14 protein-coding genes are annotated in these 15798 nt (G+C 60.5%); 4 read left to right on the forward strand and 10 right to left on the reverse strand.

The window, feature by feature from the left end; translation table 11 throughout:
* Positions 1 to 68: 68 nt before the first annotated feature.
* Positions 69 to 677, forward strand: coding sequence for a GGDEF domain-containing protein (locus AC1RO5_RS04730; protein WP_493173181.1), 609 nt, complete (start codon positions 69 to 71; stop codon positions 675 to 677).
* On the opposite strand, the gene AC1RO5_RS04735 is transcribed toward AC1RO5_RS04730, so the two are convergent.
* Both AC1RO5_RS04735 and AC1RO5_RS04740 read right to left on the reverse strand, forming a co-directional pair.
* Positions 668 to 1945 (reverse strand): amidase, encoded by a 1278-nt coding sequence (locus AC1RO5_RS04735; protein WP_493173183.1) that lies wholly within the window; start codon positions 1943 to 1945, stop codon positions 668 to 670. The genes AC1RO5_RS04730 and AC1RO5_RS04735 overlap by 10 nt on opposite strands.
* Positions 1942 to 2367, reverse strand: a complete 426-nt coding sequence (locus AC1RO5_RS04740; protein ID WP_019579332.1) for a VOC family protein — start codon at positions 2365 to 2367, stop codon at positions 1942 to 1944. Before AC1RO5_RS04740 ends, AC1RO5_RS04735 begins: the two co-directional genes overlap by 4 nt.
* 113 nt (positions 2368 to 2480) lie before the next feature.
* Here AC1RO5_RS04740 and AC1RO5_RS04745 point away from each other — a divergent pair, with 113 nt between their 5' ends.
* On the forward strand, positions 2481 to 3335 hold the full coding sequence (locus AC1RO5_RS04745; protein WP_493173185.1) for a LysR family transcriptional regulator: 855 nt from the start codon (positions 2481 to 2483) through the stop codon (positions 3333 to 3335).
* Between the two features lie 69 nt (positions 3336 to 3404).
* Here AC1RO5_RS04745 and fabI read toward each other — a convergent pair whose 3' ends face one another.
* The 8 genes from fabI to gloB form a co-directional block, all read right to left on the reverse strand.
* Entirely contained in the window at positions 3405 to 4199 is a 795-nt protein-coding gene (gene fabI / locus AC1RO5_RS04750) for an enoyl-ACP reductase FabI (RefSeq protein WP_007937760.1), read from the reverse strand.
* A 22-nt stretch (positions 4200 to 4221) separates the two neighbouring features.
* Positions 4222 to 5832, reverse strand: a complete 1611-nt coding sequence (locus tag AC1RO5_RS04755; RefSeq protein WP_493173187.1) for an ABC transporter ATP-binding protein — start codon at positions 5830 to 5832, stop codon at positions 4222 to 4224.
* 1 nt (position 5833) lies between these two features.
* Entirely contained in the window at positions 5834 to 6853 is a 1020-nt protein-coding gene (locus AC1RO5_RS04760; RefSeq protein ID WP_493173188.1) for an ABC transporter permease, read from the reverse strand.
* 1 nt (position 6854) lies between these two features.
* Positions 6855 to 7928, reverse strand: a complete 1074-nt coding sequence (locus AC1RO5_RS04765) for a microcin C ABC transporter permease YejB (RefSeq protein WP_493173190.1) — start codon at positions 7926 to 7928, stop codon at positions 6855 to 6857.
* Positions 7929 to 7932: 4 nt separating this feature from the next.
* On the reverse strand, positions 7933 to 9774 hold the full coding sequence (locus AC1RO5_RS04770) for an extracellular solute-binding protein (protein ID WP_493173192.1): 1842 nt from the start codon (positions 9772 to 9774) through the stop codon (positions 7933 to 7935).
* Positions 9771 to 11603 carry an extracellular solute-binding protein gene (locus tag AC1RO5_RS04775; protein ID WP_493173194.1) on the reverse strand — a complete coding sequence of 611 codons (1833 nt, stop codon included), beginning with the start codon at positions 11601 to 11603 and terminating at the stop codon, positions 9771 to 9773. The genes AC1RO5_RS04770 and AC1RO5_RS04775 overlap by 4 nt, the downstream gene beginning before the upstream one ends.
* A gap of 310 nt (positions 11604 to 11913) precedes the next feature.
* The gene (locus AC1RO5_RS04780; protein ID WP_493173196.1) at positions 11914 to 13368 is read right to left on the reverse strand and encodes a transglycosylase SLT domain-containing protein; all 1455 of its coding nucleotides are present in this window, start codon (positions 13366 to 13368) and stop codon (positions 11914 to 11916) included.
* 99 nt (positions 13369 to 13467) lie between these two features.
* Complete coding sequence (gene gloB, locus AC1RO5_RS04785) at positions 13468 to 14235, reverse strand: hydroxyacylglutathione hydrolase (protein WP_493173230.1); 768 nt, start codon at positions 14233 to 14235, stop codon at positions 13468 to 13470.
* A 65-nt stretch (positions 14236 to 14300) separates the two neighbouring features.
* Here gloB and AC1RO5_RS04790 point away from each other — a divergent pair, with 65 nt between their 5' ends.
* Together AC1RO5_RS04790 and rnhA are read left to right on the forward strand one after the other, a co-directional pair.
* Complete coding sequence (locus AC1RO5_RS04790; RefSeq protein ID WP_007937770.1) at positions 14301 to 15059, forward strand: methyltransferase domain-containing protein; 759 nt, start codon at positions 14301 to 14303, stop codon at positions 15057 to 15059.
* Between the two features lie 93 nt (positions 15060 to 15152).
* Positions 15153 to 15605, forward strand: coding sequence for a ribonuclease HI (gene rnhA, locus AC1RO5_RS04795; protein ID WP_003180633.1), 453 nt, complete (start codon positions 15153 to 15155; stop codon positions 15603 to 15605).
* Positions 15606 to 15798: the final 193 nt, after the last annotated feature.

Below are 15798 nucleotides of genomic sequence, written 5' to 3' on the forward strand. Positions count from 1 at the left end.
GCGCGTTTATAGGGAGTCAAACCGGGTGTGAACGACTCTAACGTTCATACCCATCAAGGGAGTGAGTAATGTTAACCCCGAACAAACCGCTCAAACCCGGCGCTGGCACGCCAAACGTCCTCGACAGCGCCGTGCAGGATCGCGATGTATTGCGCGACCTGGCGCGCAAGGCCGAGCAAGAACTGATGGGCGTGCAGATGGCGAGCATGGATGAGTTGACGCTGCTCTCCAATCGTCATGGCTTCGAGGCTCTGTCCCAATTGGCGCTGGAGGCCTGTCAGCAGCTGGGCAAACCCGCGACCCTGCTGTATTTCGATCTCGACGACTTCAAGCGCATCAACCGGTTGTATGGGCGTGCCGAGGGCGACAACGCCCTGAAAACCTTTGCCGACGTGTTGCGCATCGCTTTTCGTGAAAGCGATGTGATCGGTCGGCTGGGCAGCGATGAGTTTGCTGCCTTGTTGACCGGCGCCCACACGGTGGAGATCGCCGCGATCAGGGCGCGCCTCGAAGAAATACTCGATGAGCGTAATGCCACGGTGCATCGTGGCTATGACATTCGCTTCAGTGTCGGGCAGATCGAGTTTGATGTTCAGCTACCCCAAACGGCGCAAGACCTGCTGGCTCTGGTCGATAAGGCGTTGCGCGCCCGACAGTTCGACGCTCGTTACTCTTGAATGGCGCCTTGCAAAACCGCTGCAACGTGCTCGGCTGTTCGTAACAGCCGGCCATCGTCTCTGAACCGTCCGATCATCTGTAGCCCGACAGGCAACATGGCTTGGGCGGGCCTCAGCGGGATGTTCAGTTGCGGCCAGCCAAACGCCCCCCAGAACTTGATGAAATCCGATGGTCCGGTGCTTTCCAGGCCTACCGGCGCGACCATCCCGCAAGAGGCGCCGAGCATGGCGTCGAAGGGTTGGCAAAGCTCGCTCAAGCGTGGGGCAAGATCGGCCAGACGCGCCTTGGCGGCGGATTCCTGTTGCCAGGCTGTAGTTGCCGCTCGCTCGAACATGGCCAGGGTCGAAGGGCTCAATTGTGTTCGGTGTTGTTGAAACTCCTTCGCCAGCGAGCGGGCACCTTCACAATCGTTAATCAACTGATGATCGTCGAACACACCGGCAAACTCATCCGGCAGCCGTACTTCGCTCACGTGATGGCCGGCGCTGCGCAGCTGATCCACCGCCTGTTCCAGGGCAAGGGCGACGTCGGGGTCCACTTGATCCCAGCGCGACGTGCGGCAGAACCCCAATTGCAGTGGACGCCGCTCGATGTCAGGCACCACGAACCCGGGAATCAACACGCGCGCTACCAGGTGCAGGTCGCGCACTGACTGTCCATACCAGCCCACGGTGTCGAAGCTCGGCGCCAACGGTTTTACCCCTTCCAGCGACACCAGCCCCAGCGACGGTTTGAAGGCGAAGAGGCCGCAGTAGGACGCCGGCTTGAGCAACGAGCCGGCCGTCTGGGTGCCCAGCGCCAGGGCAAAGAACCCCGCTGCCATCCCGGCCGCCGAGCCGGCGCTGGAGCTGCCTGGCGTGCGGGTGAGGTCGTGGGGATTGCGGGTTGGACCGGTGTGCATGTATGCAAACTCGGTGGTATGGGTCTTGCCCATGATCAGCGCCCCGGCCTGGCGCAGCAGCGTCACGACGTGGGCGTCCCGGGAGGGTTGATGGTCGGTATAAATGGGTGAATAGAACTGTGTGGGGTAGGCAGCGGTGTCGAAAATGTCCTTGATGCCCACGGGGACGCCGGCCAGCAGGCCCTGGCCGTTGTGCTGCGCCGCATCGGCGCGTACCTGCCGGGCGTCGAACGAGACAAAAGCCTGGATATCCGGCTCCTGCGCCTGAATGCGCTGAAGAAAGGCTTCGGCGACGATGGCAGCAGTGGTCTCGCCATTGACCACCGCTTCACTGAGGTTGGTGGCGTCAATGGGTAGGCGGATCATTTGGCGAACAACTGATTGATATTTTTGAATGCCTTGAACTCCAGGGCATTGCCGCAGGGATCGAAGAGAAACATCGTGGCCTGTTCGCCCACCAATCCCTGAAACCGGATGCCCGGCTCGATCACGAAGTGTGTGCCCAGGGCTTTCAGGCGTTCGGCCAGCGCCTCCCATTCTTCCATCGGCAATACCACACCGAAATGCGGCACCGGTACGTCGTGGCCATCCACGGCGTTGGTATGGGCGGCTTCCTGAGAAGCGTTTTTCGGGGCCAGATGAATCACCAGCTGATGGCCGAAAAAGTTGAAATCGACCCAGTGATCGCTGGAACGACCTTCTTCCAGGCCGAACACCTCGCCATAGAAACGCCGGGTAGCGTCCAGATCGTAAACCGGGATGGCCAAATGAAAAGGGGACAGTTGCATCGGATGTGCCTCGACGGGTTGAGAGTTGAGACTGAGTTTAGTCCTGTGCTTTTTGATTGAAAGACGATAGTTTTTGCAGCGAGCTCAAATTATTTCGATCAATTGGGGGCTGTATGCTGCGGGAACTGAAAACCTTCATTGCCGTGACGCGCCATGGCACGTTCGCCGCGGCAGGCATGCACATCGGCCTGACTCAGTCGGCGGTCAGTGCGCAGATCCGCAATCTGGAGCAGGCGTTGGGAATACGTCTGTTCGATCGCACCGGGCGTCAGGCGCTCCTCAATGCCGCAGGGCAGCGAGCGCTGCCGATGGCTCAGGAAATGCTCGAGATCTTCAGTCGCATGGCCGTCAGTGATGACATCAGCGAGTTTCGTGGCGAATTGAAGATCGGCGCGGTGGCCACCGTCCAGACCGGGTTGTTGCCACGGGCGCTGTTGCGACTCCGGCAACAGGCGCCATTACTGGAGGCGAAACTGGTGCCGGGGGTATCCCTGAACCTGTTGAGCCAGGTGGACACTGGTGAAGTGGACCTGGCGATTCTGATCAGGCCGCCGTTTGAATTACCCAAGGAGCTATCGGTGCAAGTCATTCGCCGGGAGCCGTTTGTGCTGATCGTGCCGACAGATCTTGAAGGGGACGACCCGCTGCAGTTACTCGCCAACCACCCCCACGTACGCTACGACCGCAATTCATTCGGTGGGCGATTGGTGACGCGGTTTTTGCGCGAGCAGCAGATTGACGTGCAAGTAGCGCTGGAGCTCGACGAGCTGGAGGCCATTGTCAAAATGGTGGAATGCGGGCTGGGTGTTTCGCTATTGCCCGAGGCGGGGCTGTGGCTTGAGCATGGGGCGAAGGTCAGGATCATCCCGCTGGGAGAGCTGACGTTCTACCGGGAGATCGTGCTGTTGCAGCGTTATAGCCAGCGCACACAGCCGATCCAGCAGTTGTTTGCCCAGTGTTTGTTGTGAAGATCTTTTGATTTTGAAGGCACAAAAAACCCGCCTGAAGAGGCGGGTTTTTTAACGGCTAACCGAAAATCACTCTTCGATGTTGCCCATGGCGGTGGTGTTGAAGCCACCGTCTACGTACATGATTTCGCCGCTGATGCCGGACGCCAGGTCCGAGCACAGGAAGGCGCCGGCGTTGCCGACTTCTTCGATGGTGACGTTACGACGCAGCGGGGTTTGCGCTTCGTTGGCGGCCAGCATTTTGCGGAAGTTCTTGATGCCGGAAGCAGCGAGGGTGCGGATCGGGCCGGCCGATACGCAGTTGACGCGGGTGCCGTCCGGGCCCAGGGAACCGGCCAGGTAACGTACGCCAGCTTCCAGGGAAGCCTTGGCCATGCCCATTACGTTGTAGTTCGGCATGGTGCGCTCGGCGCCCAGGTACGACAGGGTCAGCAGGCTGCCATTGCGGCCTTTCATCATTTCGCGACCGGCTTTGGCCAGGGCCACGAAGCTGTAGGCGCTGATGTCGTGAGCGATGCGGAAACCTTCACGGGTGGTGGCTTCGGTGAAGTCGCCGTCCAGTTGGTCGCCCGGTGCGAAGCCGACGGAGTGCACGATGCAGTCCAGGCCGTCCCACTTCTTGCTCAGCTCTTCGAAGACCTTGGCGATCTCTGCGTCGCTGGCCACGTCGCACGGGAAGCACAGCTCAGGGCTCGAACCCCAGCCCTGTGCGAACTCTTCGACACGACCCTTGAGTTTGTCGTTCTGATAAGTGAAGGCAAGCTCAGCGCCCTCGCGATGCATGGCGGCAGCGATGCCGGATGCGATGGACAGCTTGCTGGCGACACCGACGATCAGTACGCGCTTACCGGCGAGAAAACCCATGTGTTGCTCCTCTCTTTCAGGTTTATTGCGCAGTGGCTGGTGCCAGAAAAGCGGCTTCCAGCAACTGCTGTGTATACGGATGTTGGGGGGCGGCAAAAATACTTTGCGCGTCTCCCTGTTCGACCACTTGGCCATGCTTGACCACCATCAGCTGGTGGCTCAGCGCTTTGACGACAGCCAGGTCATGGCTGATAAACAAATACGTCAGGTTGTACTTGGTTTGCAGTGAACGTAGCAGCTCCACCACTTGGCGTTGCACGGTGCGGTCGAGGGCCGAAGTCGGCTCGTCCAGCAGAATCAACGCCGGTTTTAGCACTAAAGCCCGGGCAATGGCGATTCTTTGCCGCTGCCCACCGGAAAATTCATGGGGGTAGCGGTGCCGGGTTTCCGGATCCAGGCCTACCTCCTTGAGTGCCGCAATAATCGCTTGTTCCTGCTCGGCCTCGGTGCCCATCTTGTGGATCCGCAGGCCTTCGCCGACGATCTGGCTCACGCACATCCGTGGGCTCAGGCTGCCGAAAGGGTCCTGGAACACCACCTGCATTTCCCGCCGCAGCGGCCGAACCTGTTGCTGCGTCAGGCAGTCTAGCTGCTTGCCTTCAAAACGGATCGCACCTTTGCTACCGATCAGCCGCAAAATCGCCAGACCGAGCGTCGACTTGCCGGAACCGCTTTCTCCCACAATCCCCAGGGTCTGGCCCTGGGGCAGGCTGAAATTGACGCCGTCCACCGCTTTGATGTGGTCGACGGTCTTTTTCAGAAAGCCTTTCTTGATCGGGAACCAGACTTTCAGGTCCTCGACCTGCAGCAATGGCGGGCCAATTACATTGGTCGCCGGCTTGCCGCTGGGCTCCGCTGCCAGCAGTTCCCGGGTGTACGGATGCTGCGGCGCGCGGAACAATTCTTCGCACGATGCCTGTTCGACGATGCAACCGCGCTGCATGACACATACGCGATGCGCAATTCTTCGTACAAGGTTCAAATCGTGACTGATCAGTAACAACGCCATGCCCAGGCGGGCCTGCAATTCCTTGAGCAATTCGAGGATTTTCAGCTGAACAGTCACATCCAGCGCGGTGGTCGGTTCGTCGGCGATCAGCAGTTCCGGCTCGTTGGCCAGGGCCATGGCGATCATCACCCGCTGGCGCTGGCCACCGGACAATTCGTGGGGCAGGGCCTTGAGACGTTTCTCGGGTTCGGGGATGCCGACCATCTCCAGCAGTTCCAGCGTGCGCTTGGTCGCGACTTTGCCGGTCAGGCCCTTGTGGATGCCCAATACCTCGTTGATCTGCTTCTCGATCGAGTGCAGTGGGTTGAGCGAGGTCATCGGCTCTTGAAAGATCATCGCAATCCGGTTGCCGCGGATGTGGCGGATGGTTTTCTCTTTCAGCTCCAACAGGTTCCGGTCGGAATAGGTGATGGTGCCGGACGGATGCCGGGCTAGCGGGTAGGGCAGCAGCCGCAGGATCGAGTGGGCGGTCACCGATTTGCCGGAGCCGCTTTCACCCACCAGCGCCAGGGTTTCGCCGCGCTTGATGTCGAAGCTGACGCCTTCGACCACCCGCTGAACGTGCTCGCCGACGACAAATTCGACGGCCAGGTCGCGCACTTCGATCAGATTGTCCTGATTCATTTCACTTCCTCGGGTCGAAGGCATCGCGAGCGGACTCGCCAATGAACACCAGCAGGCTCAACATCAGCGCCAGCACCGCAAACGCACTCATGCCGAGCCACGGCGCTTGCAGGTTGGACTTGCCCTGCGCCACCAGTTCACCCAGGGACGGCGCGCCCGGCGGCAGACCGAAGCCCAGGAAGTCGAGGGCGGTCAGGGTGCCGATGGCGCCGGTCAGGATGAACGGCATGAAGGTCATGGTCGAGACCATGGCGTTGGGCAAAATGTGGCGGAACATGATCGCACCATTCTGCATGCCCAGCGCCCGGGCCGCGCGCACGTATTCCAGATTCCGTCCACGCAGGAACTCGGCGCGTACCACATCCACCAGGCTCATCCACGAAAACAGCAACATGATCCCCAGCAACCACCAGAAGTTCGGCTGCACGAAACTGGCGAGGATGATCAGCAGGTACAGCACCGGCAGCCCGGACCAGATCTCCAGGAAACGCTGCCCGGCCAGGTCGACCCAGCCGCCATAGAAACCCTGAAAGGCGCCGGCGATCACGCCGATGATCGAGCTGAGGATGGTCAGCGTCAAAGCGAACAGCACCGAAATCCGGAAGCCGTAAATCACCCGGGCCAGCACATCACGACCCTGGTCGTCGGTGCCCAGCAGGTTGTCGGTAGACGGCGGTGCGGGAGCCGGGACTTTCAGGTCGTAGTTGATACTCTGGTAGCTGTAGGGGATCGGTGCCCATAGCACCCAGGCGTCCTTGGCCTTGAGCAGTTCACGGATGTACGGGCTCTTGTAGTTGGCTTCCAGCGGGAACTCGCCGCCGAACGTGGTTTCCGGATAGCGCTTGAGCGCCGGGAAGTACCAGGCGTTGTCGTAGTGCACCACCAGCGGTTTGTCGTTGGCGATCAGCTCGGCGCCGAGGCTTGCGCCGAACAGAATCAGAAACAGCCACAACGACCACCAGCCACGCTTGTTGGCCTTGAACAGTTCGAAACGTCGGCGATTGAGAGGGGACAGGTTCATCTCAATGCTCCCGGCTTTCGAAGTCGATGCGCGGATCGACAAGGGTGTACATGAGGTCGCCGATCAGCTTCAGCACCAGCCCCAGCAGCGTGAAGATGAACAGTGTGCCGAAGACGATCGGGTAATCGCGGTTGATCGCCGCTTCGAAGCTCATCAGACCGAGGCCGTCGAGGGAGAAGATCACTTCCACCAGCAATGAGCCGGTGAAGAAAATGCCGATGAGCGCTGAAGGGAAACCGGCGATCACCAACAGCATGGCGTTGCGAAACACATGGCCGTAGAGCACGCGGTGACGGGTCAGGCCCTTGGCTTTGGCGGTGACCACGTATTGCTTGTTGATTTCGTCGAGGAAGCTGTTTTTGGTCAGTAGCGTCATGGTCGCGAAGTGACCGATTACCAGTGCGGTGACCGGCAGTGCCAGGTGCCAGAAGTAATCGAGGATCTTGCCGCCGGTGCTGAGCTCATCGAAGTTGTTCGAGGTCAGGCCCCGTAGCGGGAACCAGTCGAAATAGCTGCCGCCGGCGAACACCACAATCAGCAGGATGGCGAACAGGAACGCCGGGATCGCGTAACCGACGATGATCGCCGAACTGGTCCACACATCGAAGTGGCTGCCGTGTCGCGTCGCCTTGGCGATCCCCAGCGGAATCGACACCAGGTACATGATCAGGGTGCTCCACAGCCCGAGGGAGATCGACACCGGCATCTTTTCCTTGATCAGGTCGATGACCTTGGCGTCACGGAAGAAGCTGTCGCCGAAATCCAGGGTGGCGTAGTTCTTGATCATGATCCACAAACGTTCCGGCGCCGATTTGTCGAAGCCATACATGTGCTCGATTTCCTTGACCAGCGCCGGGTCCAGGCCTTGCGCCCCACGATAGGCCGAGCCAGCCACCGACACTTCGGCACCGCCACCGGCGATGCGGCTGGTGGCGCCTTCGAAGCCTTCGAGCTTGGCGATCATCTGTTCCACCGGCCCACCGGGGGCGGCCTGGATGATCACGAAGTTGATCAGCAAAATGCCGAGCAGGGTGGGGATGATCAGCAGCAGTCGCCGAAAAATATACGCCAGCATCTGATTACTCCGTGCCCGCAGGGTCGGCTTGCAGTTTGGTTTCGACTTCTATCGCAGGTGTCGCGTCGGGCTTGACCCACCAGGTGTTGATGCCGATGTCATATTTGGGCGAAACCTTCGGGTGGCCGATGTGGTTCCAGTACGCCACACGCCAGGTCTTGATGTGCCAGTTGGGGATCACGTAATAGCCCCATTGCAGCACCCGGTCCAGCGCCCGGGCGTGGGCCACCAGGTTTTTGCGCGAATCGGCGTTGATCAGTTGCTCGACCAATTGGTCCACCACTGGGTCTTTAAGGCCCATGGAATTGCGGCTGCCGGGTTTGTCGGCGGCGGCGGTCATCCAGAACTCACGCTGTTCGTTACCCGGCGAGTTGGATTGCGGGAAGCTGCCGACGATCATGTCGAAGTCCCGGGAGCGAACGCGGTTGATGTATTGAGAGACGTCGACCCGACGGATCACCAGGTCGATGCCCAGGTCGCTGAGGTTGCGCTTGAACGGCAGCAGTACCCGCTCGAACTCGGTCTGGGCCAGCAGGAACTCGATGGTCACCGGTTTGCCGGTGGCGTCGACCATCTTGTCGTCGACGATCCGCCAGCCGGCCTCTTGCAGCAGTTGATAGGCCTTGCGTTGCTGAGTGCGGATCATGCCGCTGGCGTCGGTCAGCGGGTTCTGGAATGCCTCGCTGAACACCTGCTCGGGAATCTTGCCGCGGAACGGGTCGAGGATCGCCAGTTGATCGGCGTCCGGCAGGCCGGTGGCGGCCATTTCCGAGTTTTCGAAGTAACTGCGGGTACGCGCGTAGGCGCCGTTGAACAGTTGCTTGTTGGTCCACTCGAAGTCCAGCAACAGAGTCAGCGCCTGGCGCACGCGCACATCCTGGAACACCGGACGACGCAGGTTGAACACAAAGCCTTGCATGCCGGTGGGGTTGCCGTTGGGGATCTCTTCCTTGATCAGCCGCCCTTCGGTCACCGCCGGAATGTTGTAGGCCTTGGCCCAGTTTTTCGCGGACATTTCCAGCCAGTAGTCGAACTGACCGGCCTTGAGCGCTTCCAGCGCGACGGTGTTGTCGCGGTAATAGTCAGTGGTCATCACATCGAAGTTGTAGAACCCGCGATTGACCGGCAGGTCCTTGCCCCAGTAATCCTTGACCCGCTCATAGCGCACCGAACGTCCGGCCTTCACTTCGCTGACTTTGTACGGGCCGCTGCCGAGCGGCAGTTCCAGGTTGCCTTTGTTGAAGTCGCGGGAGGCCCACCAATGTTTGGGCAATATCGGCAGTTGGCCGAGAATCAGCGGCAGTTCGCGGTTGTTGTTGTGCTTGAATTTGAACAGCACGGTGAGCGGGTCTTCGGCGATCGCTTCCTCCACGTCGCTGTAATAGCCGCGATAAAGCGGGGCGCCGTCCTTGACCAGGGTCTGGAAGCTGAACACCACGTCTTCCGCACGCACCGGGTGACCGTCGTGAAAACGTGCTTCGGGGCGCAGGTAGAAACGCACCCAGCTGTTGTCCGGGGATTTCTCGATCTTGCCGGCGATCAGGCCGTATTCAGTGAAGGGTTCATCCAGCCCCTGTTTGGCCAGGGTGTCGTAGATCATGCTGATATCGTCGGCCGGCACGCCTTTGTTGATGAACGGGTTGAGGCTGTCGAAGCCACCGAACCCGGCCTCACGGAAGATCCCGCCCTTGGGTGCATCGGGGTTTACGTAATCGAAGTGCTTGAAGTCGGCCGGGTATTTCGGCGGCTCGTTGTACAGGGTCAGGGCATGTTGCGGGGCGGCGCAGGCCAGCCCGGCGAACAACAGGCCGCTGGCCTGCAAGAGCAGGGCGCGTACGGGGTTCATTGATCTTTCTCCGAAGATTTCAGCCACCACGCGCTCAGGCCCAGTGTGTAGGGCGGCGTCGTGACGAAGGCGAACCGGTTGCGGTAGGCCAGGCGGTGATAATTGAGGTACCAGTTGGGAATGATGTAGTGCTGCCATAGCAGCACCCGGTCGAGCGCCTTGCCGGCGGCGACTTGTTCATCCCGGGTCTGGGCGCCGAGCAGTTGTTCGAGCAAATGGTCGACCACCGGGTTGGCGATGCCTGCGTAGTTCTTGCTGCCCTTGACCCCGACCTGGCTGGAGTGGAAGTACTGCCATTGCTCCAGGCCCGGGCTGAGGGTCTGGTTGAGGGTCATCAGGATCATGTCGAAATCGAACTGATCGAGGCGCTGTTTGTACTGGGCGCGATCGACCGTGCGCAGCCGTGCGTCGATGCCGATGCTGGCGAGGTTCTCGACGTAAGGCTGAAGGATCCGCTCCAGGTTCGGGTTGACCAGCAGGATCTCTAAGCGTAGCGGTTGGCCAATGCTGTTCTGTAGCCGCTGGCCATTGAGCTTCCAGCCGGCCTCGGCGAGCAGGCTCAAGGCCTTGCGCATGGTTTCGCGCGGAATGCCGCGGCCTTCGGTCTGCGGCAGGCTGAACGGCTCGGTGAGCAGCTTGGCGGGCAACTGATCGCGATAGGGCTTGAGCAACAGCCACTCGTGGCCGACCGGCAGTCCGGTGGCGGAGAACTCGCTGTTGGGGTAATAACTCATGGCGCGCGTGTAGGCGCCGCTGAACAGCGTGCGGTTGGTCCACTCGAAGTCGAACATCAGCCCCAGCGCTTCACGGACCTTGATCTCGGCGAAGGTCGACCGCCGAGTGTTCATGAACAGGCCCTGGCTCTGGGTCGGGATCTGGTGCGGGATCTGCGCCTTGATCACCTCGCCACGGCGCACGGCCGGGAAGTCGTAGCCATTGTCCCAGTTCTTCGCCTGGTGCTCGATGTAGATGTCGAACTCGCCGGCCTTGAACGCTTCGAAAGCCACGTCGCTGTCACGGTAGAACTCGACTTCCATGCGATCGACGTTGTACTTGCCGCGATTGACCGGCAGGTCCTTGCCCCAGTAATCCTTGACCCGTTCGAAGACGATCTGCCGCCCAGGGGTTACCGAAGTGATGCGATACGGCCCACTGCCCAATGGCGGCTCGAAGGTGGTGGCCTTGAAGTCGCGATCTTTCCAGTAATGCTGGGGCAACACCGGCAACTCGCCCAGGCGCAGGATCAGCAACGGATTGCCGGAGCGCTTGAAGACAAAGCGAATGCGCTGCGGGTTGAGGATGTCGACCCGTGACACTTCCTGCAGGTTGGTGCGGTATTGCGGATGACCTTCCTTGAGCAGCAGGCGATAGGAGAACGCGACATCGTAAGCGGTGATCGGCGTGCCATCGTGGAAGCGCGCTTCGGGGCGCAGGTTGAACACCACCCAGCTGCGGTCCTCGCTGTATTCCACCGATTGGGCGATCAGGCCATAACTGGACGTCGGCTCATCGCCCGACGGCGCGTACTGGCCGGTGCCGACCATCAGCGGTTCGTTGAGTTCGTTGATGCCGTATTGCAGGAAGTTGGCCGTGGAAACCGGGCTCGAACCTTTGAAGGTGTAAGGGTTTAGCGTATCGAAGGTGCCAAACGCCATCACCCGCAACGTACCGCCCTTGGGCGCTTGCGGGTTGACCCAGTCGAAGTGGGTAAATCTGGCCGGATACTTGAGCGTGCCGAACTGCGCATAACCGTGGCTTTCGCTGATCGTCGCGCTTGCGGGGGAGCTCAAGGCCAGGCTGATCAGGAGAAGGAGGAGGGGACGCTTCAAGTCAGAGATCCGATCCAGGCGGCTTGGGCTTTGTGGGCCGTACAGTAACAGCTTGTATCGACAGGAAAAAGACGGGGGCTTAATGCGTTGTTAATTGCGAGGTGATGGTCCGGCGGATCGCAGAACCTGTGGCGAGGGAGCTTGCTGTGGCGAGGGGGCTTGCCCCCGTTGGGTCGCGAAGCGGCCCCGGCATTTTCTTCCGATTCACCGTATCGGCAGGATTTACGACTGCTGCGCAGCCGAACGGGGGCAAGCCCCCTCGCCACAGCAAGCCCCCTCGCCACGAAAGCCCCTCGACAGGGCGTGCTGTTTAATGCGGGGAAGAAACCGTCAGCATCTGTCCCGGCTTCAGCGCTTGGCCTACCCGCGGGTTCCAGCGCTTGAGGTGTTGCATTTCGACATTGAAACGTTTGGCAACCATGTACAACGAGTCGCCTTGCTGGACCTTGTACTGGGTCTGCGGCTTCTGTTTGTCTGCCTTGCCGCTGGTTTTGCTGTTCGCTGCCACGACAGTGTTGATGCGACCGCCGCTGCGCCTGGTGGTGTCCTGCATCACCAGGGTCTGGCCGACCTTGAGGTTCTTGCCGTTCAGTTTGTTCCAGCGTTGCAGGTCTTTGACGTCGACCTTGTTGGCCTTGGCAATGGAGGCCAGATTTTCGCCGCGTTTAACCCGGTAGGCGCGCTTGATGCTGGCGATTTCGCGCTCGTCGGCACCTTCGAACACCGGCTTGAGCGGCCGCTGGCTGATCAGCTCTTCAGGACGCATGGTCGAGAGGCTGGCGGTCAGCAGTTGCGCCTTGGACGTCGGCACCAGCAGATGCTGGGGGCCGTCGATAGTGGTGCGTTGCTTGAAGGCCGGGTTGAGCTGGAACAGCTCGTCTTCGTCGATGTTGGCCACCGCGGCAACCTTGGACAGGTCCATGCGCTGGTTGATTTCGACGACCTGGAAATACGGTTCGTTGGCGATCGGGTTGAGGTTCACGCCATAGGCGTCGGGGGCCAACACCACTTGCGACAGAGCCAGCAGCTTCGGTACATAGGCCTGGGTTTCCGCTGGCAGCGGCAGGTTCCAGTAGTCGGTCGGCAGGCCCAGTCGTTCGTTGCGTTCGATGGCCCGGCTGACCGTGCCTTCACCAGCGTTATAGGCCGCCAGGGCCAGCAGCCAGTCGCCGTTGAACATGTCGTGCAGGCGGGTCAGGTAATCCATGGCCGCAGTGGTCGAGGCGGTGATATCGCGACGGCCATCATAGAAGCGGGTCTGACGCAGGTTGAAGTAACGCCCGGTGGAAGGAATGAATTGCCAAAGACCCACCGCATCGGCCCGGGAGTAGGCCATCGGGTTGTAGGCGCTTTCAATCACTGGCAACAGCGCCAGTTCCAGCGGCATGTTGCGTTCTTCAAGGCGTTCGACGATGTAGTGAATGTAGAGGCTGCCGCGTTCGCCGGCGTTTTCGAGGAAGGACGGGTTACTGGCGAACCACAGGCGCTGCTGCTCGATACGCGGGTTGACGCCCAGGTTGTCCTGCAACTGGAAGCCCTGGCGCATGCGCTCCCAGACGTCCTGGGGAACTTGCGGTGTTGGTTTTTCGCTGAGCCAGATCGGTTTTTGCTTGGCTCGCGCGGCGATATTCGGTGTGTGTGTCGCTTCGGTCTGCGGCACATGGCTTGAACAGCCCGCCAAAGTGGCGGACACAGCCACCGCGATGGCTTGAGCCAAGCGGGTCAATGCGTCTGAATTGGTGGCTTTACGAATAGGTGACGACATTGGCTGGAAGTAAGTTCCGGGCGAAAATGTCGGGCGATTCTAGAAAGCACACCCCCTGCGGTCAACCATTCAGAATTTTTGTACCATCGCGCAGGCGACTTAGAACGTATCTTTCCAAGCCCTCAATGCAGCAAAGACCGCACTCGGCGCCCGGTTTTCGGTTCCATTCCGTTCGTCCACTTTTTCTTTAACGGATGTTTCGCCGGTACGCAAAAACGGATTGGTGAGCTTTTCCAGCGCCAGGGTCGAAGGCAGCGTCATGATTCCGGCTTCCCGTTGACGGGTGACTTTGGTCCGTCGTTCGAGGGTGTCGGGGTTGCCCGGTTCGACCGCCACGGCAAACTTCAGATTGCTCAGGGTGTATTCGTGGGTGCAATAGACCAGCGTATCTTCCGGAAGCGCCGCGAGACGGCTCAGCGAGTGATGCATTTGCTCGGGCGTGCCTTCGAACAAGCGTCCGCAACCGGCAGCGAACAGGGTGTCGCCGCAAAACAAATGACCACGGTGGTAATAGGCAATATGCCCGAGGGTATGGCCCGGAACTTTGATGACATCGAGGTCCCAGCCCAGCACGTTGATCCGGTCGCTGTCCTTGAGGGCCACGTCCCGTGCCGGGATGGTCTCGCTGGCCGGGCCATAGACGGTTGCGTCTGTCGCTTTTTTCAGCCGCTCGACGCCGCCGACATGGTCATGATGGTGATGAGTGATCAGAATATCGCTTAACACCCAACCCGGGTGCGCCGCGAGCCATGCCTCTACGGGCGCGGCATCGCCCGGATCGACTACGGCGCAGCGCTGGGTGCTGTGGTCTTGTAACAACCAGATGTAGTTGTCGGTGAAGGCGGGCAGGGCACTGATCTGTATCATCGTCGGATTCGCCAAGCGGAAAACATTGGCGCATCTTAGAGCTTCCTGGCGCGTTGGAGAATGCAATGACCGATAAAGCGTTCGCTCAGGCTGATCCTGACTGGCTGGCATTGATCAGCGCGGCCCGTGACTGGCTGTCCGGCCCCATCGGGCAATTTCTGCTGGACGAAGAACGACGCATGCTCGAAGACGAGTTGGGGCGCTTCTTCGGCGGCTATCTGGTGCATTACGGCCCCTCGGCACAGACGCCACCGTCGGCGCCGCAGGTGCAGCGCAATGTGCGACTCGGCGCGCCGTTGCCGGGGGTCGAGATCGTCTGCGAAGAGCAGGCCTGGCCCTTGAGCGAGCATGCCGCCGATGTGGTGGTGTTGCAGCATGGGCTGGATTTTTGCCTGTCGCCCCACGGCTTGTTGCGCGAAGCGGCGAGCAGTGTGCGCCCCGGTGGGCATCTGCTGATTATCGGGATCAACCCCTGGAGCAGCTGGGGTCTGCGTCATGTGTTCGCCCATGACGCCTTGCGCCAGGCCCGCTGCATTTCGCCGTCGCGGGTCAGCGACTGGCTGAACCTGCTGGGCTTCGCGCTGGAGAAACGCCGCTTCGGGTGCTATCGTCCGCCGCTTGCGTCACCTGCCTGGCAAGCTCGTCTGGCCGGTTGGGAGCGCAAGGCCGGTGACTGGCAATTGTCGGGTGGCGGCTTCTATTTATTAGTCGCGCGCAAGATCGTGGTGGGACTGCGGCCGGTGCGCCAAGTACGGCGCGAACCGATGGGCAAGCTGATTCCGTTGCCGATGGCCAAGGTCAACCGTCGTCACATCGAACCGTAATACACTTTTTTATATTCCCGGCCGGGTATGCCCCGGCCTCGGGCATCGTCGGTCACCGATCGGCGAGCCAGCGCATTTTCTGGATAGATTGGCATGAGCGATAGCGTAGAACTCTTCACCGATGGCGCCTGCAAGGGCAATCCTGGCCCAGGCGGCTGGGGCGCGTTGCTGGTGTGCAAGGGCGTTGAAAAAGAACTCTGGGGCGGCGAAGCCAACACTACCAACAACCGCATGGAGTTGATGGGCGCGATCCGTGGCCTGGAAGAGCTCAAGCGCTCTTGCGACGTGCTGCTGGTGACCGACTCCCAGTACGTGATGAAAGGCATCAACGAGTGGATGGCCAACTGGAAGAAACGCGGCTGGAAAACCGCAGCGAAGGAGCCAGTGAAAAACGCCGACCTGTGGAAACTGCTCGACGAACAGGTCAACCGCCACAACGTCACCTGGAAATGGGTGCGCGGGCACATCGGCCATCATGGCAACGAACGGGCCGACCAACTGGCCAACCGTGGCGTGGATGAAGTGCGCGGGTACAAGCAGGCCTAGACCCTCTACTGATGATCGTTCCCACGCTCTGCGTGGGAATGCCTCAACGGACGCTCCGCGTTCGGCTTTAGAGGGTGGGACGCGGAGCGTCCCGGGCTGCATTCCCACGCGGAGCGTCACTAGTGTCCGGTAAAACCTTTTCAGAGCTGAAGGCTGCCTTGGGCAGCCTTCAGCTCTGTTCGCTTTTGCCTTC

The sequence above is a fragment of the Pseudomonas sp. GW822-FHT02G04 genome (genome assembly GCF_058802085.1).